Here is a 26,562-nt window from a genome sequence, read left to right as displayed (position 1 = left end):
ACTTTATAATTGATAACAACTTATTATCTTAGCAACCGGATTGATAAGGTTTTATTATCAGTTGGTTAACGCATCGTCATAAGTTAAATGAAGTTTTTTTACGCACTCTCGCTGTTCAGTTGTCTGTTTTTTTCTGGCTATGGGCAGGAAATTCCACGGAGCACTCAATATATTTTCAATAATATTTTATTAAATCCGGCATTATCGGGAATTGACAACTATACTGATTTAAAAATTGGTTTACGTAAGCAATGGAGCGGTTTAGAGGGCTCGCCAAGTACGCAATACCTTTCTTTAAGCACGGCTATCGGCGAAGATTTTGTCCGTAGTAACGTGAATTCGTTTGCAGGTAATGGTGAAAACCCGATGAGCAGGAGTTTTGTAAACAATTACACTGCTGCCGAGCCGCACCATGGTATTGGTTTGGTGGCGATGACGGATAAGGCAGGTTTGATCAGGCAGACCAATGTAAGTGTAACTTATGCTTACCATCTGGGCCTTACCAATGAAATTAATTTGTCGCTGGGTTTATCAGCAGGGTTTAAATCAATCAGTGTTGATGTGCGTGGTATTGTTGCCGACGAATCGGGCGACCCATTATTCTCTGCCGATTATAACAATAAAATCAGACCTGATGTAGGGGCTGGTGTTTGGTTGTATAGTCCGAGGTTTTTTGCCGGTGTTTCAGCCAAACAGCTTATTGGTAATAAAAGCAGCATTGTTGGAAATAAAATCAGGACTGATGCATACCAGGCAGCCACTTTTTATGGCACTGCAGGATATAAAATATTCCTGGACGAAGATATTGCGATGATCCCATCGGGGTTGATAACCTATTGGACAAATGCACCTGCTGCGTTTGATGCCAACCTAAAATTTGCTTATAAGGATAAATTCTGGGTGGGTACCAGTTTCAGGAACAATGATTCGTTTTCGCTTCTGGCAGGATTAAACGTTGCATCACTGGTAAACCTGAGTTATTCTTATGATGTAAATACTTCGGCTTTACGCTCGGTAAATAATGGTACCCACGAAATTGTATTGGGTATTTTATTAAACAACCGCTATCAGGTAGCCTGCCCAAGCCGGCAGTTTTAACGTAAAAGTGTAATACTGCCGCCCAAAGGTTTACATTCGGCACGTAAATCGATTACATAATAATAAATGCCCGCCGGTAGTTCCTTATCCCTGAAACGGCCATCAAACGGTTTGTTGTAATTACCGATAGATTCGTACACCAACTGACCGCCGCGGGTATAAATTTTGATGTTGGTGCCTTTAAAATCAGGCAATCCGCGCACCTGCCAAACATCATTCATGCCATCGCCATTCGGTGTCATGGTATTCGTAATTTCAAGATTATCGTGTGTTACCTCAACATGCACTTTGGCGAATTCGCTGGTACACGAACCCAGTTTTCTGCGGACATAATAATCAGCAGTTTTAGCCACTTTAAATTTGAAAATGCCTGTTGTACTTTCGAGGAATGGTTTGATATCATCCAGTTTTTCGAACAATTGGTAAGTGCCTTCTTCCGGAGCAATTACAGGCAGAACAATATCCGAAACATAACAAACACGGAGATCATTAATAATCGGGGTCAGGATTTTGAACGGTTCATCAACAATGGTAAACGGCTCGCTGATGGCATAACCGCAGGATGTTTTGTCTTTAACCTCTAAGCGGTATGTTCCTGCACCGGCCTTAATCAGGTCCTGTGTAAACTGAACAGCTTTACCTGCTTCATTTATCCATTTAAAATCGTAACCCGGTACACCGCCAATTACCTGAACGCCGGTAACCGATCCTCTTTGCAAGGTACAGCCATCATCAACAGCTGTGCCGGTATTAGGTACAATGGTTAATAATGGGGTTACCTCTATGGTATATGGACCGATAATAACCGGACCGCAATTATTAACATCATAAGCATACATGGTATAAACGCCTCCAGGTAAATTTTTAAGAGACATTGAGGTAGTTGTTCTGGTGCTGGGAATAATATTGCCATCCTGGTCTTTCCATTCGTACCGGGTTGGAAGAACTGAGCTAAAATCAAGATCGATAGTTCCATTAATCAGCCCACAGGTTGTTGGCGATTCGCGGTGCGTAAAATTATAAACGGTAGGAAGAATAGCAGTTACAACGAAAGGTTTACTTATTGGCGGACATGAGGATTTGCTATTACTGGCCTGCAACCGATAAGAACCTGCTTTTAAGTTTTCGATCGATAAAGATGTTCCGGCAGAATAAGTTCCTTTTTTAAAGCTAAGTCCATCCGGGCCAAACCATTCGTAACTATCAGCATCAGTTAATGTAATTCCACCTATGGCTCCATTGCTGTTATTACAGGTTTCGTTTTTTCCGCTCGTAGCATTGCTGATCTGGATGGTATTGTCGGTAGGAATAAAGAAATTAGCCGATCTGGCCCCACATTGTCCTTCATCGGAAGCAACAAGGGTGTAAGCTCCGCCTTCCACATTTATTAAGTCAAGATCAGAAGAAATGACATTATCTGGGGTGAATTTGGTCTGATCTATCCCAGCATACCATCTATAGGTTACCTTGCCGGTAAAATCGGTAATTTTTAAGCCGGTAATTGCACCATTCTTGCTCCCGCAAGTGGCATGTTTGGGGGAAATTGTACTGGTAATGATGATCTGTGGTTTCCTTGTTACAGGCATCGGATCAGATGATAAAGTACAACCAGCCTCATCGGTAACGTTTACGGTATAGGTGCCTTCCGGTAAGTTAACAGGGTTGCCATTTGCAACTTTGTTACCCGCTGAATTAAACCACTCATATTTTAATACTCCTTTCCCTCTTAAAACTTCGGCCTCAAAGCGAAAAGAAAGTTGTCCGCAATCTATAGAAACCGGCTTAATTACCGGTTTGGTCAACTTTTGATCTTTGATGATAAATACCGTTGGAAAAGCTTTACATCCATCATCAACCTTTACTTCGTAAGTGCCCACATCCAAATTCGAGATGCTTTGTGTGCTACCCATAGATACCCGGCTGCCATCAGTTTCTATTTTTACCCAGCTAAAAGTAAAACCTTCACGGGGCTCAGGGATGGTGATCGATCCGTTGGCGCTACAGGTTAAGGGTTCTACAATGGCTTCGTTTGGCAATAACTCTGCGGTAGAAAAAGGAGAGGTGGTGGCATTTAATAAACTGGCAGTTGCAGTTACCATTCCGGAAAGGCTTCCGTTATATTCCCATCTGCCATCGCTACCTGCCTGCACTGTGGCAATATAGGTTTTGCCTTCGCAAATACCCTGGCAGTTTACGGTATAAAATAATTCGACTTCGGAGTTTGGTGTGGCCCGACCCGAAACATAATCACTTCTTTTTTTAAGGATCTGAATATACGGTTGAAGAATGGTTAAGGTTTTTCCGATCCCAAATGTTCTGTTGCAAAAGAAACTGTTCCTGGTAATTTTTACCGGCTTTGATGATACCGTTTCAACACCGAAATTGTTGTTGGCAATTAAATTGGCTTCGGCTGGAGTTGCTCCTCCTATGGTGCCGCCTGCGCCTGATTCTATTTTTATGCCTATCCCATTACCCATTACCACAGCTCCGGCAGCATCGGTACCAATGGCGTTACCTGTTAAAATAAAATCAGAATTGGTGATTGAGACGCCAGTTGTCCTGTTCCCGCCGATAATGTTATTGCGCACGTAAAGTGCAGTATTAACCGCGTTAACCTTTAAACCTGCAATTTCTAATGAGGATGAAGAAAGGAAGATTGGTAATTCATGGAAATCCTTTTTGCCGGTATAATCTACACCGATTTTATTGTTGATTACATTAATATCAAAGCGGGCATTGGTTGAATAGGATGAGCGGGTAATATCCACATTAACGCGGTTAGCAGCAATTATGTTGCCTTCGCCGGCACTATCGCCCCCAACATCGAGTCCGCAATCGTAAAGACTGGCCGAAATACCCGTTACGTTGGTATTGGGTGTAATACCATCATAAATTACCCCGATTAAATTGGATTGGATCTTTATTTTGGTGTTTACCGCCGTACTGAAAAAAGAACTGTTCTGAACAACAATACCATTGATATTGCCGCCGATTACGTTTCCTTTTCCGGGTGCCCCAATGGTGATATTATTTGCGCGGTAATCGAGCACAATACCGGATCCCTGACCCATATTTACGTTTTGAAGGTTGGTAATGGTTGCGAAATTACGGATGTACAAACCATAAATTTCTACTCCGGTGGTTTGGACCAGTGTTGTGGCATACTGGCCGATAACCAGGCCCGAAAAGGTAGTATTAGGATATTCTGGCTCCAGGATAACTTTCGCTCCCGAAACGCCAAGTGCCGGCCAGGCGGCTTGTGAGGTACCATCAATCACAACATTTGACGATACGATGGGTAATGCACTACGCAGCCTGATGGTGCGGTTGGCATTATCACTGGGGGTGCCCGGCAAATTGAAATTAATGGTAAAAGTGCTCGTTCTGTTGGCAACAGCTGCCTGTGTTAAAGCCTCCCTTAATGTCCCTGGGCCACTATCGGCATTACTGGTAACCACATAAGTTTGAGCATAAATATTATTGAAAAAAAGTAAGCCTGCAATAAAGGCTAATAATTTTGAGAAGCGCATAAAATTGTTTGGTGCAGCCAAAATACAAATAAAAGTTTAGTGGCTAGGGTTTTAGTTAAAATCTTTTTTGTGCGTTGTTGGAAATATAAATCAAAGTTTTTCCGCAGATTTGGAATGATAACCGCTGATAAACAGGGTTTTGGGTTGTTGTAAATTTATGACATCAGATATCTGTTGAATCCGCGTTTTCTGCCTCATACTACAGGTGAAATTACCTGGTTACTACAATTTCCAATGATTTGGTGCTGCGCATGGCAGGAAGGTTTTAATGTAATTTGTCCTGTTTGGCTTTTTTACCATGTTCTACTGGTAATGAAAAATATTTTTCCCGTAGATTTAAAATGGTAAAAGCACAGATAAATAAAGTTTTCCTGATGTTTTTGCAATAATGTTTTGCTCATAATTTTACATCAGCACCTTATGTTATGTGATCTGATGGAAATAATAAACAGACAAGATATATGTACGATTAAATCGTACTACTATTATGCCCGCGTTAGAAACGCGAGCACTTGCCAAACAAAAAGGCATCCTGAAAATCAGAATGCCTTTAAAATATGGTTGTAAATTATACTGTTATTTCCAGCCGCCGCCCAATGCACGGTACAGGTTAACAACAGCCTGCAGTTTTTGCAATCTATCGTTAATGCCGCTTAACTGTGCGCTTAACAAACTTTGTTCTGATGTTAATACATCCGTATAGTTTGTTGCCGAGCTGTAACGTAATAACTCCTTCGTAAAATCAACCGCTTTGGTTAACGAAGCAATCTGTTTCGTTCTTGTTTCTTCTTTTTCGGTAGCCGTTTGATAAGCATATAAAGCATTTGAAACTTCCTGTCCACCGGTTAAAAGTGTTTGCTGGAAATTATAAAAAGCAATCTGCTGATTGGCTTCTGCCGTTTTTAAACGGGCCTTATTGGCACCTTTTGCAAAAATAGGCTGAGTTAAACCACCAACTAAATTATAGAAGATAGATTTGCTAAAGAAATCGCTCAATTGTAAGCTCGATAAACCACCTGCTGCGGTAATGGTTAACGCAGGGTAGAAATACGCTTTGGCTACATTGGTATTTTCGAAAGCCGATCTAAAACCAAATTCTGCTGCAATTACATCAGGGCGGTTTTTCAGCAGCTGAGCAGAAACCCCGGTTTGTAAGTTGGTATAAGGCGTTTGCTGATCCAGCGTGGTGCGATTAATCGCATTCGGTGCTTTTGCAACCAATACACTTAATGCATTTTCGGCTTCTTTAATGCTTCTTTTTAAATCAGGCAGTGTTACCTGTGCTGCATATAAATTGGCTTCACTCTGTACAACTGCCGCACCATTAACTACAGCACCCTGTTTTAACTCGCGCATGGTTTCCACATCCTTTGTACGTACCTTAATGGTTTCTTCGGTAATGGCCAGTTGTTTATCAAGCGCCAGTAAGGTGTAATAATTATTGGCAATGGTTGCAATTAACTGTGTTTGTACGGCTCTTTTTGCTGCATCACTTTGCAATAAAGTGGCATAAGCACCGCGTTTTGCACTGGTTAATTTTCCCCAGATATCGGCTTCCCAACTGGTGCTCAGCTGTGCCTTATACGTTTGGGTTTCTAAATTAATGTTAATGCCTGCCGGAAAATTCTGTGCCGCAGCAGATGCCTTATTATCGGTTACGTTAACATCGGCCTGTAAACTTGGCAACAATGCACCACGGCTTTGTATTAAGGTAGCTTCTGCAATTTTAATCCTTTCAATCGCCTGTTTGAGGTCTAAATTTTCATTTATACCCTGTTGAATCAACGATTGCAGGGTGGTGTCAGAGAACAACGTTTTCCACTGCAGATCTGCCATTGTAGTCGTATCTGTTGTGTTATTATCGCGGTATAAACCTTCGCTTGTAACCTGGGGGCGTTCGTATTTTTTAGTTACGCAGGCACTCAGGGAAACAATGGCTAAACCGATAAAAATGGAATGCTTATATCTAAAATTCATTTTCTTAATATTAATGTTTGCTGTTCGCAGTAGCCAATTCATATTCCTCTGGCGTTTGTTCATGATCAATGCCTTCGTTAAAAGGTGATTTATTACTGATGCGCTCCTGTAAAGACTGGAATATGATAAACAGGGCAGGAATTACGAAAACCCCGAAAATTGTTCCGATCAACATACCACCAACAGCACCTGTACCAATTGAGGTATTACCTGCGGCACCAACACCTGAAGATAACATCAATGGCAATAATCCTAAAATAAAGGCGAACGATGTCATCAAAATCGGGCGTAAACGTGCGGTTGCACCATCAATTGCCGCGTTGGCAATACTCATGCCCTTTCTTCTTCTGTCAACCGCGTATTCTACAATCAAAATGGCGTTCTTGGCAAGTAGTCCCACAAGCATGATCAGGGTAATCTGCGTATAAATATTATTATCCACCCCGAAAATCTTATCGAAAACAAATACACCTGCCAAACCAACCGGTAGCGAGAATAAAACGGCTAATGGTAAAATATAACTCTCATACTGTGCAGCAAGTAAGAAATAAACAAAGATTACGCAAAGTAAAAATATGAAAACGGTTTGACTGCCGCCGGCCATCTCCTCGCGTGATAAACCCGAAAACTCATAGCCATATCCTGCCGGAAGGTTTTTAGCCGCTTCTTCCTGAACAGCCTTTAAAGCATCGCCAGAGCTATAACCCGGATTAGGGTTACCTGTTACCGAAATTGAAGTAAACAAGTTGAAACGCGAAATAGCCTGCGGTCCGTATACTTTGGTTAAAGTAATAAACTCTGAAACCGGAGCCATACCGCCCGAAGCATTTCTCACAAAAATACGCGTTAAAGTTTGTTCGTTAGCACGGTACTGGGCATCTGCCTGGAACATTACCCTAAACTGTTTACCGAATTTATTAAAGTTTGATGCATAAACACCACCATAATAACCCTGCATTACACCTAAAACATCACTTACGGTTAAGCCGGCCTGTTTAACCTTTGCCACATTAACATCAATCTGATATTGCGGGAAATTTGGGTTAAAAGAGGTAGAAGCATATTGAATCTCCGGACGTTTACTCAATGCCGCTAAAAATCCGTTACCAATTTCGTTGAATTTTTTAATATCGCCACCGGTTTTATCCTGCAACTGAAACTCGAAACCACCACTGGTACCAAAACCCTGAATGGTTGGCGGAGCAAAGAAAATAATTTTAGCCCCTTTAATGCCGGCTGTTTTGGCAAACAGTTCGCCGATAATTGTTTTTACATCGCGGCCTTTACGTTCATCCCACGGGGTTAAACGCGAAATTACCATCCCGTACGAACTACCCGAACCACTAATCATACTACGGCCCACAACCCTTAAAGTATTTTTAATTTCAGGAATACCGTGTGCAATACTGTCGATTTTTGCAATTACGATATTGGTTTCCTCTTGCGAAGTTCCTGCCGGTAAAGAGATATCACTCATAATGGTTCCTAAATCCTCATTCGGAACGAAACCTTTTGGTGTGGTATTCATTGTCCAAACCAATACAACAGCAAAGAAAGCAATGGCCAAACCAACAATCCATTTTTTACGGGACAGGAAGCCGACCGATTTTTTGTATTTTCCGGTTACCGCATCAAATGATGTATTGAAAGCATCATAAAAACGGTTTAAAAAGTTTTTAGATTTTTCGTGTTCTTCTTTGTGTGGTTTTAAGAATAAAGCACATAATGCCGGACTTAAAGTTAAGGCGTTAATGGCTGATAAGATGATGGAAATAGCCAGTGTTAAACCAAATTGTTTATAAAATACACCAGATGATCCGGAGATAAAACTCACCGGGATAAATACCGCAGCCATTACCAAAGTGATCGAAATAATTGCACCACTGATATCGTCCATCGCATCAATGGTTGCTTTTCGGGCATCGGTATAACCTTCATCCAGTTTGGCGTGCACGGCCTCTACTACCACAATCGCATCATCCACCACAATACCAATGGCCAGTACGAGGGCAAATAAGGTTAATAAGTTGATGGTAAATCCAAATAAACTCAGGAAGAAGAATGTTCCGATAATGGCCACCGGCACACTGATTGCCGGGATCAGGGTTGAACGGAAATCCTGTAAGAAAATAAATACTACCAGGAACACCAAAATAAATGCTTCAATTAAGGTGTGAAGCACTTTTTCAATTGATGCATCCAAAAAGTCGTTTACGTTAACCAAAGTTGAGTAATGAACGCCTTTTGGGAACGATTTTTGGGCTTCATCCAGGGTTTTGATTGAGTTTTCGATTACTTCTTTAGCATTCGAACCTGCCGTTTGGTTAATCGCGATACCCAAAGCCTGTTTACCGTTAAATTTAACCGAACTGGCATAACTCTGCGCACCTAATTCTATCCTTGCAATATCCTTTAAACGTAAAATCTGGCCGTTATCGGTAGTGCGGATAATGATGTTGCCAAACTGTGCCTCATCTTTTAACCTCCCTGTATATTTAAGGGTGTACTGAAATGCCTGATCGCCAAGCTCGCCAAACTGACCCGGAGCGGCCTCCACATTCTGATCAGCAAGCGCTACGTTAATATCATTCGGCACTAAACCGTAAGTTGCCATTACATCAGGTTTTAGCCAGATACGCATGGTATAGTCTAACGTTCCGAATGCACTCGCATCACCCACACCATTAATACGTTTAATCTGCGGAATGATGTTGATGTTAGCGTAGTTCTGCAAAAATTTCTGGTCGTAAGAAGGATCGTCGCTGTATAAACCAAAAATCAGTACGTTACTCGCCTGTCTTTTAGCCGTAATTACCCCCGATTTGGTTACCTCTGCAGGTAATAAACTAGTAGCACGGGCAACCCTGTTCTGTACGTTTACCGCTGCTAAATCGGGGTTTGTACCTAGTTTAAAGTTTACCGTAATGGTTGCGGTACCATCGTTACTGGCGGTAGAAGTCATGTAAGTCATGTCTTCCACACCATTTATCTGCTCTTCCAGCGGAACAACAACGCTGTTCATTACCACATCGGCGTTGGCACCCTGGTATGAAGTAGAAACCTGCACCGTTGGCGGTGCAATTTCAGGATATTGTGAAACCGGCAACGTAGCTAAACCTAAAACACCGAGTATTACGATGATGATGGATATAACCGTTGATAAAACCGGTCTTTCTATAAATTTCTTAAACATAATTAATATTGATTACACTACAATAGTGTGATTGGCAAGATTATATTGTTATTTCTTGATGTCAGCATAAACTGAATCGGCACTTTTTTCTTCAGGTTTTATTTTCGTTCCGTCTTTTAACGATTGGAAACCTTCAAGAACAACTTTATCACCAGCTTTCAATCCTTTAGTTACTACATAGAATTTACCTTTGGCCAAATCCATCACCTGGATTTCAGTATTGATAGTTTTAGCAGAATCGCCCAAAACATAAACGAATTTCTTACCCTGTAAATCAATCGTTGATTTTTGAGGAATTAAAATCGCATTGTCAATGTGTTGAGGAATCCTTACCGAAGCACTTGCACCATTTTTTAGTAAAGAAGTAGGGTTGGGGAAAGTTGCCCTTAGACTTGCAGAACCTGTGCTGGTATTAATCTGGCCATTGATGGATTCGATTTTACCATTCTGCGCATAAACTGTTCCGTCGGCAAGTACCAGGCTTACTGCCGGGATGTTTTTCATCTGCTCGGCCAAAGTATTTCCTTTATAGGTTTTAGAAAAATCTAAAAGCTGTTTTTCGTTTAATGAGAAATAAGCATAAACCTTTGAAGTGTTGGAAACGGTAGTGAGTGGTTGGGTACTGCTACTGCTTACTAAACTTCCATTTCTGAAAGGGATGCTGCCAACCACGCCATCAACCGGGCTTTTAACTGAAGTATAACCCAGGTTTACCTGTGCATTTACCAGTTCTGCCTTTGCCTGTGCCAATGCGGCTTTTCTGCTTTGCAGTGTTAACTGGGCAGCATCAAGATCGTATTTGCTGATGATATCCTTATCAACCAATGGTTTGGTTTTGTTTACGGTTAACTGTGCGGCATTAACATCAGCCTCGGCACTGCTTATTGCGGCCCTTGCTGTTCTAACCTGCTGCTCGTACTGTGGTGCGTTAATGGTGAAAAGTAACTGACCTTTTTTAACCACCGCACCTTCATCTACAAAGATTTTTTCGATAAAACCATCAACCTTAGGGCGTATATCGATGTTCTGGATACCTTCGATGGTGGCCGGATAATCAGAATCTAAAGTGGTGTTTTGTGTTGATACGGCAAAAACAGGATAGGCCTGTGGACCAGCTGCTGCTGCAGCGGCAGCTTTTTTAGCTGCATCGTTATTTCCGCAGGATGCTAAAAGCATACCAATGCTCACGCTAAAAAAGAGAGTTGTTACTTTTCTCATGGGTTATTTCTGTGTGTATAAATTTAAATTTCCGGAATTAAGGGCGTCGCCAAAATATGGGATTTCGATTTCCGCCGATAATTGCCCAAAAATAGAGCCTAAAAAAAAATAAATCTGTCCAAATTCTGTCATTTAATCAATCGATTGATTTATTTTGAGACCGGAAAAGCATTAATTATACCTTAAAACAGTGTTTTAAAGCGTATTATGCATATTATATTGTCACTAAATGATCTGTAAATATCTTGCGACAGATGTTAAAAGCATGTTAAAACTGATTGGGATGGAGCTTTTTTATTGCTATAAATGATGTTTATTTTAGCCAACAAAATGCACTGGAGCGTGTATGTTTTACATTATAAAGATTATTCGACTTTACAGAACGTAAGGATAGGACCTCACAGATTTTAAAAACCTGCAGGGTCTGAATGCAATAACTTCGCGTTAGGATGGTAAGGGTTCAGTACCGATCTTCCATCGGTACCGGAGCGAAGCGCAGCCCTGAAAAGCCCGCCCCCTTGGGAACGCCCAAATCAATTAGCAGCTTTTAGCTACGATTATTATTTAAAAAGAAGTTAATCAACCTCCCCCTCAAAAACCAGTTTGGCTGGTCCGCATAAAAATACATTGGTAAATGCGGTACCATCGTAATCAAATTCTATTTTAATATCGCCGCCCAAAACTTTAATGTCGGTTTTAATATGGCCGGTTTGGTTTTTATGTTTCGCCATGGCCATGGCCACTGCTGTTACCCCCGTACCGCAGGCATAAGTTTCATCTTCAACGCCACGCTCGTAAGTGCGTACAAACAAATGATCGCCTTTATCCTCTACAAAGTTTACGTTGATGCCTTTTTCTGCATAAGTTGCATTATAACGAATACTTTTTCCTTCGGTGAAAACATCAAGGTCTTTTAAACCACTTTGTAAAGTTACATAATGTGGCGATCCTGTGTTGAGTACGTAAGCATCGCCATCTCTTGTAACCGTATCAACATCAATCATCTGCAGGTCAACCCATTCGCCACTTTCTGAAATTCTGGCATAATGCGGTCCGTCAACTGCCAAAAAGTTGGTTTCGCGGTCTATAATTCCGAGTTGTTTGGCAAAGGCCACAATACACCTGCCACCGTTTCCGCACATACTGCCCAGCTTACCATCGGCATTGAAATAATGCATTTCAAAATCGTAATCTTCATGTTTGGTAATGAACATCAATCCATCAGCACCAATGCCAAATCTTCTGTGGCATAACTGCTCAACTAATTCATTATCAATATTTTTTAACGGACCCATGGTATGGTCTATTAGAATAAAATCGTTCCCTGCGCCCTGGTATTTATAAAAATTAATTTTCATGAAAGCTTCATTTTTTAATGCAATATTTGAGTTGCAAAAGGTAATAAGCGGATTGTGTTTTTTAATTTAACATTTTTTAACACAAAACTAAGTGCTTTGAGGATACAAATATCGTTTATATGGTATTAAATTTGAATAAACTTACGAAAGAAAATTTGAGCAGATAAAAACTGCCGGAGCATTCTGCTTAAATCAAAGTGAATAATGCTCCCGCAATAAATTAACAAGCGAATGTTATAAGCTAACAAACAATTAGCTAGCAAACCAGCTTATAATATTCGAAGGCTTTAAAACACATTAAATACATGAAACCATTAAAAGCTGCCTTAATCAAAGGAAGTTAGCTTTTAATAGCTTCATGGCCATTAAAAAACAATATACAGAAACATGAAAAAGATATTAGGAATTACCGTGTTGGCTGCTTTTATAGGTGGGGCAGCAGCAATTGGCGGTTACAAGCTATTTGAGCGTAACCAAAATGGCAGTACCATTACTGAAAAACAGAATTTATACTTTGCCAATAATCCATTAAAAGTAACATCGGCAGGTGCTACAGATTTTACACAGGCTGCAGCGGCAGTTGCACCAGGGGTGGTTCACATTAAAACAACCTATGCGGCATCGAAAGACCAGGGTTCTTCATCTCCGTTTGATATGATGGAAGATTTCTTCGGTGGTGGTGGTCGCCAGATGCAGCGTCAGCCAAGGGCAGCTTCAGGTTCTGGTGTAATCATCAGTCAGGACGGTTATATCGTTACCAACAACCACGTAGTAGAAAATGCAGAGAAGGTAGAGGTGGTGTTAACCGACAGGCGTAAGGTAGAAGCAAAAGTAATCGGCCGCGACCCGAATACAGATTTAGCTTTGATTAAAGTAAATGCAACTGGTTTGCCGGTTGTAAAAATGGGTAACTCCGATAACGTTCAGGTAGGAGAGTGGGTTTTGGCCGTTGGTTTCCCATTAGATTTAAATACCACAGTTACTGCAGGTATTGTTAGTGCGAAAAACCGCAGCATCGGTATTATTGGCCGTGAGCAACAAGGGAATGAAATTACGGAAGAAGAATACCGCGAATACCAACGTACCGGTAAAAGACCAGATCGTCCGGCAAATACCAGTATCGAATCGTTCATTCAAACCGATGCAGCCATTAACCCTGGTAACAGCGGTGGTGCATTGGTAAATGCAAATGGCGAACTGGTAGGTATCAACTCTGCAATTGCTTCGCAAAGTGGTTATAACCAGGGTTACGGATTTGCGATCCCTGTTAACTTGGCGCGTAAAATTGTAGACGATTTTATGAAATATGGTTCAGTTAAACGTGGTTATATCGGCGTTAACTTTGTGCCGCTAAGTGGCGAAGAAAAACCAGAAGGAATTAAAACCAACGAAATCAGTGGTTTATATGTGAATGATGTTGTTGCAGGTGGCGGTGCTGCTGCGGCAGGTATCAAATCGGGCGACGTTATCAAAAAAGTTGATGGTGTAGTAATTAACGATTCACCTGATCTTCAGGAAAGAGTAGGCCGTTTAAACCCAGGCGATAAAGTTAAGCTAACCATATTACGTGATGGTGCGCTGAAAGATTATACAGTTACCCTTAAAGGCGAAGCAAGTGTAGGTTTAACCGCTAATAACAACGCAGCTAAAAGTGTTGAAGTAAGCAAATTAGGGGCAACTTTTGCTCCTGCCAGTCAGGCACAAAAAGCGAAATATGGCATCAACAGCGGTGTTGTGGTAACTTCGGTAACCACCGGAAAAGCTTTCGATAACATCGGTGTAGAAAAAGGTTTAATTATCACCAAAGTAAACGGACAACCGGTAAATTCTGTGGCTGATGTTCAAAAAGCATTGCCATTAGGCAGAAACAACATGGTGAGTATCTCTGGTGTTGGTGCACAAGGCTCGTATAACTACAGTTTCCCTGCACAATAGTGAATTGAAATAATTTTTGAGGAAGCCTCCCGATTTAAAATCGGGAGGCTTTTTTGTTCCATGGCATGTGTCCCCACATGCCATCGCGTTATCTTTCACGTTATCTTTTTGCCACAGATGCACAGATTAACACGGATTTTACCATAAAATAATTTCGGCTTACCTGCCTCAGTGCTCTCTGTGATTTTCTCTCGGTGTGCTCTGTGGTTTAAATAATGTAAAACGGATGCAGGAAAGAAGTCAAGTTTTTTAAACTTGACTTCTTTGGTCTAATAACAAACCTAATTGTTAAAAATCCTTAAATAAGTGCTAACCAGTACCATTTTTTATACGCAAAGCAATATTCATCCGTTTTTCATAATCAAGATTTAGTTTCGCCATTTACCGATTGATAATCAGCGTTTACCGATACTTTATAAATTAAATTTTTTTATTGTTCCATATTTGAATCAGCAACCAAAACCGAATATTATGGCTTTAGCTCACATCAACCTTAGCGTAAAACAATATTTCAATTTCATGTGCAGAACCGATTTTGAAAGACGAATATTCCACGATACTTACAAAGAATTTCAAAAAAAATCGAAAATTTACAGTTTAGATCAGCACATCCATACCTTTTCGCAAATGCAAAAGGTTAATGCGAAAGCCAATGCTTTACATCAGAAACTTCAATATGCGGTAATGAACAATATTACGGCATTAGAAAATAAAATGCCGGTATTAAGCGATCTTGAAGAACGCCCCGTGCTTTTTAATTGGGCAGAATTACACATCTGCGATTCTGATCTGTTGAACAAAGGTGCTCATGTGGTTTCCATTACCTATACCAGCCCTAAATTGATCCTGCACGAAATTATCGGCGATTTATTGATTTTAAGTTATAGCGGTAAGGAAGAAGAAACTTTAATGGTTAAAATTACCGAGAACCTGATGGTGAATTACCAGCAGTACGAAAGTTTGGTTTATAGCTAAATTTAGCCTTACTTTCTGATCAGATAGCCAGAAAAAATATCATTAATTTGTAGCATGCAGCAATTTAAAACTCCAACCTTCATTATCCATGTGGCTGGTTGGCTTTTGTTCCTCACTTTTCCGCTGTTGTTCATTAATAACGAACAATCGGGGCAAAGTAGTTTTTTGTTGCTGGCATCACCGTATTACTGGCTTTTTTGTGGTACTTACATGCTCATGTTCTACTTCAATGCACTGGTTTTAGTACCACGCCTGATGTTTAAAAAGAGGTACATCATCTATATTGCGGCAGTATTGTTACTCTTTAGTTTTGTGTATTATGCACAGCCCTATGATAATTTATTGGGGCATAATAAAAGTGTAATGGCCGACTTAAACGGCCCTCCTAACACACAGCCTAAAGGTTTAAACCAATCGTTGCAGCCCGGCAAAGACCCTGATGTTGGCCCCAACGTAGAAATGCCTTTTGGTCCGCTGCCAAATGAGGATTTAAGGATGCAGGATCCGAATTTAAAAAAGCCCAACGGAATTCTGGATCTTCACCAGCCCATGAATATCGATGTGATCAGTCTTTTTATTTTCTTTATGATTATGGGTTTGAGTATCGCTACCAGTACCGTACAGCGCTGGCAAACGGCCGAATCAAAAGTAGTAAAGGCCGAAGCAGAAAAGGCAACAGCCGAACTTTCTTTCCTCAAGGCACAGATTAATCCACATTTTCTGTTTAATACCCTGAACAATATTTATACCCAATCCATCATTAATAGCGAGCATACTTCAGAAAGTATCATGAAACTATCCAACATTATGCGCTACGTTACAGACGATGTAACGCAGGATTTTGTGATGCTGAAAGATGAGATTGATTGTGTACGCGATTATATCGAACTGCAAAGGTTAAGGTTGGGAGCTGATGCAGAGATTAACTTTAATGTACAGGGCAAACCCGATGGGAAAAAAATTGCTCCATTGATTTTCATGACGTTTATTGAAAATGCCTTTAAATATGGCGTAACTAAAAAAGAGAAAACGGTAATCAATATCAATTTGAGTATTGATACCGAAAGAATTGATTTTTCATGCCAGAATAAGATTTATAACCATAAGTCTAATCTGGAACGTTCGGGGATTGGAATTGCGAATACCCGCCAAAGGTTATCGCATCTTTATCCCCGGCAGCACCGCCTGGATATTGAGAATACCGATGGCATGTTTACCGTTAAACTTTGTGTAGATTGCTAAATTAACAGATTGATATGGCCTTAAAATGTGTAGCTATTGATGATGAGCCATTGGCACTCGAGCTCATCAAAACGTATGTATCGCGCTTCCCTGATCTTCAGTTGGTACAGGTTTTCGAGGATGCCCTTTCGGGTGCCGAATACCTGAAACAAACTCCTGTCGACCTGCTTTTTGTAGACGTTAACATGCCCGATATTACCGGTGTAGAACTCGTACGAAGCCTGGTAAACTCACCGATGATTATTTTTACAACGGCCTACCGGAATTATGCTTTCGAGAGTTATGAACTTCAGGCCATCGATTACCTGCTGAAACCGATTGATTTTAACCGTTTTACCGCTGCAGTAGAAAAAGCTGTCGACTATTATAAATACAAAAATGCCACCCAGGAAAATACAAATGATGAAAGTATTTATGTGTATTCGGAGTATAAAATGATCAAAATATTGCTCCGCGACATCGAATACATCGAAAGTATGGGCGATTACCTTAAAATTTACCTAAGTAACAGCGAAAAACCGATTTTAACCCTGATGACGATGAAAAAGGTTTTGGAGAAATTGCCTGAAGATCAGTTTGCACGTATACACCGGAGTTTTATCGCAGCCCTGGCCAAAATAAAATCGATACACAACAAAAAAGTAAACCTGAGCAATGCCGAACTGCCCATTGGCGATGCTTATAGTGGTTTTATTAATCAGCAAAAAGGAATATGAAGTTAAAAGCGAATATTGCCACCAGCGAAAACGGGTTTATTTTCAATCCGGCCACAGGCGATTCATTTACGAGTAATGCCATCGCTGCCGAGATTTTAGGTTATATGAAATCGGGCGGGAGTGAGGAGGAAATCAAAAAGAAAATACTGGAAAATTATGATGTAGAACCAAACCAGTTCGAAAGGGATTGGGATGATTATATGTTGCAGTTAAAGGAAGCGAATCTGTTAGATTTGTAACCGAAAAAATAAAAGCTAATCATGTACGTTTCTCCAGATCTAAACAAAACCGAAAGCCTCACTATAGCGGTTACAGGCTTAAATGCAAACGATAATCCCGGTCCTGGCTTGGCGGTTATACGTGCATTGCGTGCTGGTTTTGGGGAAAATATACGCATAATCGGTTTGGCTTACGAAACTTTGGAACCGGCAATTTATTTAAGGGACCAGGTGGATAAAACCTATCGTATTCCTTACCCAACAGCCGGAGCCGGAGCATTAAAAGCACGCATAAAAGAAATTCAGGAGATTGAAAAGATTGACGTATTGATCCCGAATTTTGATGCCGAACTGTATAATTTTATAAAAATAGCACCTGATTTGCTTCAGATGGGGATTCATAGCTTTCTGCCATCGCACCAACAGCTGGAACAAAGAGATAAAGTTAATCTGGCCAAATTTGGGGAAAAACATGGCTTTAATGTACCTGATGAAGGGGTGGTTTTTACAGCTTCGGAGATTGATAACATTGCCAGTAAATTTGGTTTTCCCTTAATGGTGAAAGGTAAATTTTACGAGGCGCATACCACATTGAATAGTGCCGATGCGCACAGGGCCTTTCATAAACTGCATGCCAAATGGGGTTTGCCTGTTATCCTGCAGAAATTTATAAAAGGAACAGAGATTAATATTGCAGGTTTGGGAGATGGAAAAGGGAATGCCATTAGTGTAATTCCGATGCGCAAACTCTACATTACCGAAAAAGGCAAAGCATGGGCTGGCATTACCATCGAAGATGAAAAATTGATAACCCTCGCCAAAGATTTTGCAAAAGCAACCATCTGGAAAGGTGGTTTCGAACTCGAAATTATGAGGGAAGATAACGGAAGTCTGTATATTATGGAAGTAAATCCGCGCTTTCCGGCCTGGGTATATTTAACCGTTGCCGCCGGACAAAACCAGCCGAAAGCTTTAGTAGATCTGGCTTTGGGCAGGCCCACAGATGACATGAATACTTATAAAGCTGGCAAAATGTTTATCCGTTATGCCTGGGATAATATTGTTGATGTTGAAGAATTCCAGAAGCTATCGGCCTTTGGAGAACTATGAGAAAGGTAGAGGGAAGGAAGGTTGATGGCAGGAAGGTAAAAGGCAAAGGTTGATGGCAGGAAGGTTGAAGGTAGAAAGCAAAAAATGATCTATCTCGCCTCAAATTCAGTCTTGATACCCGATACTTCCTACTTAAGGCATAATACCCAAATCTTGATAGCTCGATACTACACAAACTAACGCTAAAACAATGAAACAAAAATACGAACGACCAACCATAAGGAAAATGAATACCGGACTGATGAACAAGTTTGGTACCCGCACTGATTTCGATCCTGTTGAAACGATTGATGGTGTTCAGGTTAAAAGTTTGGTGGCCGAATACGGTTCGCCGGTTTTTGTATTGTCAGAGAAGCAGATCAGGCGTAACTACCAGGCTGCGGTGCGTTCGTTCAAAACACGTTATCCAAAAGTTCAGTTTGCTTGGAGTTATAAAACCAATTATTTAAATGCAGTTTGCAGGGTTTTTCACCAGGAGGGAAGCTGGGCAGAGGTGGTTTCGGGTTTCGAATACCATAAAGCTTTAGGCAATGGTGTGGCTGGTAACCAGATTATCTTCAACGGACCGGATAAAAAGGAAGCCGATTTAACCCTGGCGGTCGAAAATCATTCACTTATCCATATCGATCATTATGATGAACTTTACTTATTAATTGATATTTGCAAACGCATCAATAAAACCGCAAAAGTGGCCATCAGGGTTAATTTTGATACCGGTGTTTACCCAATATGGGATCGCTTTGGCTTTAATTATGAAAATGGTCAGGCCTGGGCGGCGATAAACAAAATCATAACTGCAGAAAACTTAGAATTAGTTGGTTTGCATTGCCATATCGGCACCTTTATGTTATCAACTGCTGCTTATTCGGTAGCTGCAACCAAACTTTGCGATTTGGCCATGCGCTGTAAAATGGAGCTTCAAAACCCTGTTCAGTACTTAGATTTGGGAGGAGGTTTTCCCTCAACCAATACCTTAAAAGGTGCTTACCTGCCCGGGGTTGATACCGTGCCATCGGTAGAAGATTTTGCCGAAGCCATTACCAATACCATTTTAAACTTTGGTTTTGCTGCAGATGAGCTTCCTCTGTTGATTTTAGAAAGCGGCAGGGTGCTTATTGATGATGCCGGTTATTTAGTCGGAAGTGTATTGGCCAATAAACGTTTAAGTGATGGCAGGCGCGCAACCATACTCGATTTTGGCATTAATATTTTATTCACTTCCAATTGGTACGACCATAAAATCAGTGTAGCTAAAGAAGCTGGTCAGTATACCGAAGAAACAGTTTTGTTTGGTCCCCTGTGTATGAACATTGATGTGGTGCGCGAGAGCATTACTTTGCCGCTTTTAGAACGGGGAGACCAGGTAGTGGTGCATAAAGTTGGTGCTTATAACATGACGCAGTGGATGCAGTTTATCAATATGAGGCCAGCCGTGGTATTAATCGATATGCAGGGAAAAAGCCATCAGATCAGAAAACCCGAAACATTGGCATATTTAGAAATGATGGAGGAGATACCAGAGTATTTAAAATAAAGAAGTCAGGTTTTTAAAACTTGACTTCTTTGAAATGACAATAAAAATTGAAAAAACACCTGCAATATTACCTTAGCTCGGCTTTAAACAGCTATGCGGTTTTATTCTTTTCGAAGAATAAAATTTTGGGTGCGCTGTTGTTTGTAGTTTCTATGTTCGAGTTTAATGCAGGGCTTACGGGTTTGATTGGTGTAATGGCATCCCTGGTTTTAGTTACGGCTTTAAATTTCAATAAAGAGGATATTAAAACGGGTTTGTATACCTTTAATTCTCTTTTGCTTGGAATTGGTTTCGGCACTTTCTTTAGCTTTAATTTTACTTTTTGGCTTTGGTTATCAGCAGCATGTCTGCTTTGTGTGGTATTAAGTGTTAATTTACTTTCGTTGTTAGGTAAATATAGTCTGCCAACCATATCCATCCCGTTTATTATTACTTTTTGGCTCGTTTTAATCGCTGCTAACGGTTATCAGGGCATGGGATTAGTGCAGAAAAGCAGTTCCTTATTATTTGAACTCAATACCGGTGCGCCAACAAATTTTGCAAAGCTTTGCGGTTTTTTCGACAATTTAAAAATACCCGCTTACGCCTTGCTTTTCTTCAGGTCGGTAAGTGCCGTACTATTTCAGAATAGTGTATTAGCCGGATTATTGATCAGCATTGGTGTTTTTATCCATTCGCGCATTGGTTTTAGTTTATTGCTTGTTGGTTTCATCACTGCATGCCTGGTTAATCACCTCACCGGAACTTATCCTGATGGTGTCAGTAATTATTACCTTGGTGCCAATTTTATGATGGTGAGCTGCGCCATTGGTGGCTTTTTCCTCATCCCATCCTGGCGATCTTATGCCTGGGCGGTAGCGGTTATACCTTTTGCTTTTCTGGTTTTAAATGGCCTTTCCAGACTGCTTGCTATTTATGATCTTCCCGTATTTTCTATGCCATTCTGTTTAATCACCATCGGTTTGCTTTACTTTTTTATGTTGAGAAAAAATCCGGGAAAATTACAGCTTACCATATTTCAAAATTACTCGCCCGAAACCAACCTCTATCAGTTTTTAAACGGACAGGAAAGGCTTAAGGATTTTCAATATTTCCACTTAAGCTTACCTTTTATGGGCGCATGGACGGTTTCGCAAGGTTATCAGGGCGAAATTACCCATAAAAACGACTGGCAGCATGCCCTCGATTTTGTGCTTGAGGATATGGATGGTAAAAGTTACGATCTGCCAGGTATAAAACCCGAAGATTATTATTGTTTTAACAAACCAGTTCTGGCTGCTGGCGATGGGATTGTGCAGGAAGTGATCAGCCATATAGATGATAATATAATCGGGCAGGTTAATCTGGAGCAGAACTGGGGCAATACCATCGTGATTAAACATGCCGAACATTTATACAGTAAAGTATCGCATTTAAAGAAAAACAGTATAAAAGTGAGTGCCGGCGATAAGGTAAAACAGGATGATATTATTGGTCTCTGTGGTAATTCCGGTCGCTCACCCGAGCCTCATCTGCACTTTCAGGTACAAGCTACACCTTACATCGGTTCTAAAACCCTTGCATATCCGTTTGCTTATTATGCTTCGGGAAATAATACAGTTTTAAAATCCTTCGCGATCCCAACGAAGGGCGAAACCATTCAAAAAGCCGAAATCAATGCTTATTTAAAACACGCTTTCTATTTTCAGCCAGGATATATCAATGTAGTAACAGACGATCAGGCAAACAAAGAAACCTGGGAAGTATTTACCGATGTTTTTGGCTTCACGTATTTTTACTGTCGCGAAAACCAGGCCATAGCTTACTTTGTAAACAACTCAAATGTGTTCTATTTTACCAGGTTTTATGGTGATAGAAAATCAATCCTGTTTCTTTTTTATCAGGCTGCTTATAAAATAAATTATTCAACGCACCGGGTAAGCGACTGTTATGCCGTGGACTCAGAAAATTTCAGGCCATCACTATGGCTTCAGGATCTGCTTGCTCCGTTTATTATATTTACTAAAAACACTTATTCCAACTATATCAAACCTGACAATGATGGACTAACCATCCATGTTGAAACAAAAAAACAGGTTTTTAAACATCAAACCCGAATATCTAATGCCGAAATATATCTTGATAGCAAAGGAATAATCGGAATGGATTTTATTTATAAAAACAGAACATTAAAAGTAAAATGGGAAACAGGCTTGGTTTAACCACATTGCTTTTAATTGTTTTGATAACAATAGGTAAAGCGCAAAGTTCTTATCAAAAAACCGATAGCACATCGCTGGCATTATTCAATCATTCTGAATGGCAAAAGCTGATTGTTTATGGAAAAAATGCACTAAACAATGGTGAGGATTTTCCTTTGTTGCGATTGCGGATAGCTTATGCCAATTTTGTAAGGGAAAATTACGTTGAAGCATTAACCCACTACAATCAGGTTCTAGATCACGATAAACACAACCAGATTGCACTTTATTACGCTTATTTATGCAATACTTATTTAAATCGTAATGAAAATGCGGGCTATCTGGCTTCGCATTTAGATAGCAGCGTGGTAGAGGGGGAGCGGATGAGTTCTTTCAGGTTAACAGATGTTGGTGCCGAAACTGGGATAAAGTTTACCAATATCTACGAGCGCGGAAATTCGACTTTCTCCAGGGCATTTATCGATATGAGGCTGGCTTATAAACTCAATTTATCTGCCTCCTATTCTTATTATAATCAACCCATCCGCAACGATAATATCAGTCAGCCGGGTTATTACGCCAGGCTTATTTATACCCCTTTCAGAAAAATCAGTTTTATTGGCGCCTATCATTACATGCGGTCTAATTTAAGGCAACTGGTTTATCAGAACAATGCGGTTTTGGCGGGGATTAAATATGCGGGAAACGGTAGCGACTTACAGGGAGATTTTGTTCAATCGCAGATCGGTGATGAGAAAACAAGGCAATACAATTTAAAATTCATTAAATACATATCCGGTAATTTAAATTTTTATAGCATCAGCCGTTTTTCGGTGGTTAATGTATTAGAAGAAAATAATATTGTTTTTCAGCAATTGTTTGGTGTTAAACCCATCCACAATTTATGGCTGGAAGGTGTGGTTACTTTGGGCAACCAATATAATTATGCAGAGGCAGATGCGCTGTATATTTATAATGGTTTTGATAAAACGAAGTTTAAGGCGGGGGCAAATTGTTATTTTTTGTTAAAACACCACCTACTTTTAGGTTTGAGTTATACATTTGAGCGTAAATCCGATAATATATTTAAATTTAACTACTTACAACACTCAATAAACGGAGGCATTACATGGAATTTTTAAAACAATTTACCGTATTTGCGATGCTAGGCTTATCTGTTTTTGAGGTAAATGCCCAAACCAACACTGCCTTACAGAAAGCTTTTCAGAATAGTTATAACGAAGAAAGCAAAAAGAATTATACTGAAGCCATTAGTGATGTGATGCCTTTTTATACCGAAAATAATTACGAAATCAATCTCCGCATCGGGTGGTTGTATTACCTTGCAAAAAATTATACCGCATCACAAAATTATTATAACAGGGCTATAAATGCCAGGCCAAATGCTGTTGAAGCCAAATTTGGCTTAATAAAACCCTTGTCTCTTTCGGGCAACTGGGAGAAGGTACTCGAACAGTATAACAATATCCTTAAAATCGATCCTCAGAACACCCAGGCCAACTATTGGGCAGGGATTATCATCTATAACCGGAAACAATATGCCGCGGCTTCAAAATATTTTGCAAAAGTGGTTGCCTTATATCCGTTTGATTATGATGGTAACCACATGTTGGGCTGGTCTTTGCTTTTTTCAGGCAGAAAATTCGAAGCCAAAGGCAGTTTTGAACGTGCATTATTGATAAAACCGGGCGATACATCGAGTACTGATGGCCTCAATCGTGCTGCCAAATAGCGTTTAAAGTGCATATAGTCAATATATTTAGCAAATATTTAAATAAAAAAAATAAAAAATTGATCTATAGGTATTTAACTCTATCTTTGGTGCAAATTAAAATACAATATAATGCAACAAGGAACAGTAAAATTTTTTAATGAAACTAAAGGTTTCGGATTTATCGTACCATCTAATGGTGATGCCGAAATTTTTGTTCATGCTTCAGGCTTAATCGATAACATTCGCGAGAATGATACCGTAAACTACGATGTAGAAGAAGGTAGAAAAGGCCTAAACGCGGTAAATGTAAAAGTAGCTTAAGAAAACTCGAACACATAAATCGTAAAAAGTCCTGGTGCAAACCGGGACTTTTTTTGTGGAATAAGGTTTCGTTTATTCCCGACCGGCCAAGTGTTTGCTGATTTCACTGTCGACAAAATCGAGCGAAAGATCGTTATTGCTAAGCACCGTACCATTTTTGTCGGCTAAAAAGAAATAGGTAGCATTAAAATTGCTCAGGTTTTTTGCATTAGGCGATTTTGCGCCTAAAAGGTCCGAATATTGTGGCCAGGTAAGCTTATCTGCTTTAATTATTTTTTCCCAGCTGTCTTTATTCTTATCGAACGATACTCCGATAAACTCCACATCCTTATTTTTATACTTTTCATACAGATCAACCAATACCTGGTTATTCTTTCTGCTTTTTCCGCTGTAAGCAACCCAGCAGATAACCAGATTTACTTTTTTCAACACACTTAAATCGAATTCTTTTCCATCAGGCGTTTCACCCTCTATGTTGGGCATTTTGCTTCCAGCCATCATTTGGTTGGCCTGCATAATTTCTGCAAGCAACTTTTTGCCTTTTTTACTTTCCTGTACCTCTTCATCCAGACTTTTAAAAATAGACAGGTATTTCCTGGTTTCAGAATCTGCTCTTCCAAACCTATTCAGTAAAAAGATAGTAGCGGTAGATTTTGGGTATTTTTTAGCAAAAGCTTCAATATTCTCCAGCTCTGATTGATTTTTTTTCTCCCGCCAGCGATCGGCTATTTGAGCTTTTTCTACAATGTTTTCCTTTGTGGCTACATCAAGTTCATGCTCTGCGATAGCTAAACTATCAAACAGTGTTTTGCTCATGCTGTTTTTCAATCTATAAAAATCAATAAACTCCTCCGATTCCTTATTTGGAACGTTTTTTAACGGGTAGGTATTGATATCTTTTCCATCAAGAACGCCTGTATAATTGCCCTTATCCAGATAGAAATAATACTCAGTTGTATGCTCACCGTCCTGGGTTTTTAATATGGCGTAACCTTCTTTTGGGATATTGATTTTGAAACTTTGATTGCCGTTAGTGATATTTTCGGCTTTTAAGGTTTCGCTGTTTTCTGAACTTTGTATAGAAACGACTGCATTAGGGCCAAAATTTTTGGTTTGAAGGTTGAATACTGCAGGTTTAGGATCGCAAGCTGACAGTAAACAAGATAATAGTGCGATGATGTAGAGGTGCTTTTTCATTAATAATGGTTTGATAATGCAATATAACGAAAAGATTAGTTGAATTCAAAGTTTCGTCATCTCGACTGGAACGCAGTGGAATGGAGAGATCTAATTCGAGATAGATCTCTCGGCTACGTTTCACTTCGCTCGAGATGACGGAGTTTTTTTGATGGTTAACACATTAATTCTTATGTCAATTATACATCGAAACCATAAATAACCTCCCAATCTTTCAATTATTTCCGAATATGCTTTAGAATGTTTCTAAATAAATGTTTTATCGTTGTTTTGTCATAATCGTTTATAAATTAAACTCATAATTAGATACTTTTGCAAGAAATTTAGATATAAATCCTAATCAAATGAGTGGTTTCGGAAATGCATTTTCTTCATCAATAGGGAAGAAATTCATCATGGGTATTACAGGTTTGTTCCTGATACTTTTTTTAATTGTACACTGCGGTATTAATGCTTTAATATTTATTAGCGACGGTGGTTTAACATTCAACATAGGCGCACATTTTATGGCCACCAACTGGATTATCCGGGCGGGCGAAATTGTGTTGTTTATTGGCTTGCTTGCGCACATTTTTCAGGCGTTACGTTTAACATTGCAAAATCAAAAAGCACGTCCTGTTAAATATGCAGTAAACGATGGTAAGGCAAATAGTAAATGGTATAGCCGTTCAATGGGCTTGTTAGGCACACTTTTATTAATCTTTTTGGTGGTTCACCTGAAAGATTTCTGGGTAGTATCACGTTTTACAGGTATTCCTACGGTTGATGCCAACGGACATGAAGATCTTTATGCTGTGATGAAAGAGAAATTTCAGGATCCGGTAAGGGTTGCTGTATATATTCTGGCCATGTTCTCTTTATGCTATCACCTGTTACATGGTTTTGCATCAGCTTTTCAAACAATGGGCTGGAACCACTCAAAATATAATGGTATGATTAAAAGAGCAGGCGTTTGGTATTCGATCATTATTTCGATCCTTTTCGCGGCCATGCCGATTGCAGTTTATTTCGGTCTTATTCAATAA

At 39.9% G+C, this 26,562-nt stretch carries 19 protein-coding genes; 13 read left to right on the top strand and 6 right to left on the bottom strand.

Features of this window, described 5'->3' with window-relative positions; translation table 11 throughout:
• The first annotated feature begins 87 nt into the window (after positions 1–87).
• On the top strand, positions 88–1,098 hold the full coding sequence (locus DRW42_RS11905) for a PorP/SprF family type IX secretion system membrane protein (RefSeq protein WP_113949047.1): 1,011 nt from the start codon (positions 88–90) through the stop codon (positions 1,096–1,098).
• Here the strand turns inward: DRW42_RS11905 and DRW42_RS11900 are convergent.
• The 5 genes from DRW42_RS11900 to dapF form a co-directional block, all read right to left on the bottom strand.
• Complete coding sequence (locus DRW42_RS11900; RefSeq protein ID WP_113949046.1) at positions 1,095–4,628, bottom strand: T9SS type B sorting domain-containing protein; 3,534 nt, start codon at positions 4,626–4,628, stop codon at positions 1,095–1,097. The two genes, DRW42_RS11905 and DRW42_RS11900, sit on opposite strands and share 4 nt — an antisense overlap.
• Before the next feature lie 576 nt (positions 4,629–5,204).
• The gene (locus tag DRW42_RS11895) at positions 5,205–6,605 is read right to left on the bottom strand and encodes an efflux transporter outer membrane subunit (protein WP_113949189.1); all 1,401 of its coding nucleotides are present in this window, start codon (positions 6,603–6,605) and stop codon (positions 5,205–5,207) included.
• A 10-nt stretch (positions 6,606–6,615) separates the two neighbouring features.
• On the bottom strand, positions 6,616–9,798 hold the full coding sequence (locus tag DRW42_RS11890) for an efflux RND transporter permease subunit (protein WP_113949045.1): 3,183 nt from the start codon (positions 9,796–9,798) through the stop codon (positions 6,616–6,618).
• Positions 9,799–9,846: 48 nt separating this feature from the next.
• Entirely contained in the window at positions 9,847–11,016 is a 1,170-nt protein-coding gene (locus tag DRW42_RS11885) for an efflux RND transporter periplasmic adaptor subunit (RefSeq protein WP_113949044.1), read from the bottom strand.
• Positions 11,017–11,591: 575 nt separating this feature from the next.
• Entirely contained in the window at positions 11,592–12,374 is a 783-nt protein-coding gene (gene dapF, locus DRW42_RS11880) for a diaminopimelate epimerase (protein WP_113949043.1), read from the bottom strand.
• Positions 12,375–12,761: 387 nt separating this feature from the next.
• Between dapF and DRW42_RS11875 the strand changes: the two genes are divergently transcribed.
• From DRW42_RS11875 to DRW42_RS11825, 11 genes are all read left to right on the top strand, one after another.
• Positions 12,762–14,309: a trypsin-like peptidase domain-containing protein gene (locus DRW42_RS11875; RefSeq protein WP_208643549.1), complete on the top strand. Its 1,548-nt coding sequence runs from the start codon at positions 12,762–12,764 to the stop codon at positions 14,307–14,309.
• A 471-nt stretch (positions 14,310–14,780) separates the two neighbouring features.
• On the top strand, positions 14,781–15,284 hold the full coding sequence (locus tag DRW42_RS11870; protein ID WP_113949041.1) for a hypothetical protein: 504 nt from the start codon (positions 14,781–14,783) through the stop codon (positions 15,282–15,284).
• Between the two features lie 54 nt (positions 15,285–15,338).
• Positions 15,339–16,526, top strand: a complete 1,188-nt coding sequence (locus DRW42_RS11865; protein WP_113949040.1) for a sensor histidine kinase — start codon at positions 15,339–15,341, stop codon at positions 16,524–16,526.
• A gap of 14 nt (positions 16,527–16,540) precedes the next feature.
• Positions 16,541–17,242, top strand: a complete 702-nt coding sequence (locus tag DRW42_RS11860) for a LytR/AlgR family response regulator transcription factor (protein ID WP_113949039.1) — start codon at positions 16,541–16,543, stop codon at positions 17,240–17,242.
• Positions 17,239–17,481, top strand: a complete 243-nt coding sequence (locus DRW42_RS11855) for a PqqD family protein (RefSeq protein ID WP_113949038.1) — start codon at positions 17,239–17,241, stop codon at positions 17,479–17,481. The genes DRW42_RS11860 and DRW42_RS11855 overlap by 4 nt, the downstream gene beginning before the upstream one ends.
• A 21-nt stretch (positions 17,482–17,502) precedes the next feature.
• A complete protein-coding gene (locus tag DRW42_RS11850; protein WP_113949037.1) occupies positions 17,503–18,570 on the top strand; it encodes an ATP-grasp domain-containing protein in 1,068 nt (355 codons plus the stop codon).
• A gap of 190 nt (positions 18,571–18,760) precedes the next feature.
• A complete protein-coding gene (locus DRW42_RS11845) occupies positions 18,761–20,104 on the top strand; it encodes a type III PLP-dependent enzyme domain-containing protein (RefSeq protein WP_113949036.1) in 1,344 nt (447 codons plus the stop codon).
• Positions 20,105–20,151: 47 nt separating this feature from the next.
• Positions 20,152–22,305, top strand: coding sequence for an urea transporter (locus tag DRW42_RS11840; protein ID WP_113949035.1), 2,154 nt, complete (start codon positions 20,152–20,154; stop codon positions 22,303–22,305).
• The gene (locus tag DRW42_RS11835; RefSeq protein ID WP_113949034.1) at positions 22,284–23,426 is read left to right on the top strand and encodes a hypothetical protein; all 1,143 of its coding nucleotides are present in this window, start codon (positions 22,284–22,286) and stop codon (positions 23,424–23,426) included. The genes DRW42_RS11840 and DRW42_RS11835 overlap by 22 nt, the downstream gene beginning before the upstream one ends.
• A complete protein-coding gene (locus tag DRW42_RS11830) occupies positions 23,414–24,037 on the top strand; it encodes a tetratricopeptide repeat protein (protein ID WP_113949033.1) in 624 nt (207 codons plus the stop codon). Before DRW42_RS11835 ends, DRW42_RS11830 begins: the two co-directional genes overlap by 13 nt.
• A gap of 111 nt (positions 24,038–24,148) precedes the next feature.
• Positions 24,149–24,340 (top strand): cold-shock protein, encoded by a 192-nt coding sequence (locus DRW42_RS11825; protein ID WP_113949032.1) that lies wholly within the window; start codon positions 24,149–24,151, stop codon positions 24,338–24,340.
• Between the two features lie 72 nt (positions 24,341–24,412).
• Here the strand turns inward: DRW42_RS11825 and DRW42_RS11820 are convergent, their stop codons facing one another.
• Entirely contained in the window at positions 24,413–25,537 is a 1,125-nt protein-coding gene (locus DRW42_RS11820; protein WP_113949031.1) for a peroxiredoxin family protein, read from the bottom strand.
• Positions 25,538–25,881: 344 nt separating this feature from the next.
• Here DRW42_RS11820 and DRW42_RS11815 point away from each other — a divergent pair, with 344 nt between their 5' ends.
• On the top strand, positions 25,882–26,562 hold the full coding sequence (locus DRW42_RS11815; RefSeq protein ID WP_113949030.1) for a succinate dehydrogenase cytochrome b subunit: 681 nt from the start codon (positions 25,882–25,884) through the stop codon (positions 26,560–26,562).

It is taken from the genome of Pedobacter miscanthi, from assembly GCF_003315595.1.
In the GTDB taxonomy this organism is placed as follows: domain Bacteria; phylum Bacteroidota; class Bacteroidia; order Sphingobacteriales; family Sphingobacteriaceae; genus Pedobacter; species Pedobacter miscanthi.
The sequence above is the reverse complement of the archived record's forward strand: the minus strand, read 5'-3'. Positions and strand labels throughout refer to the sequence as shown.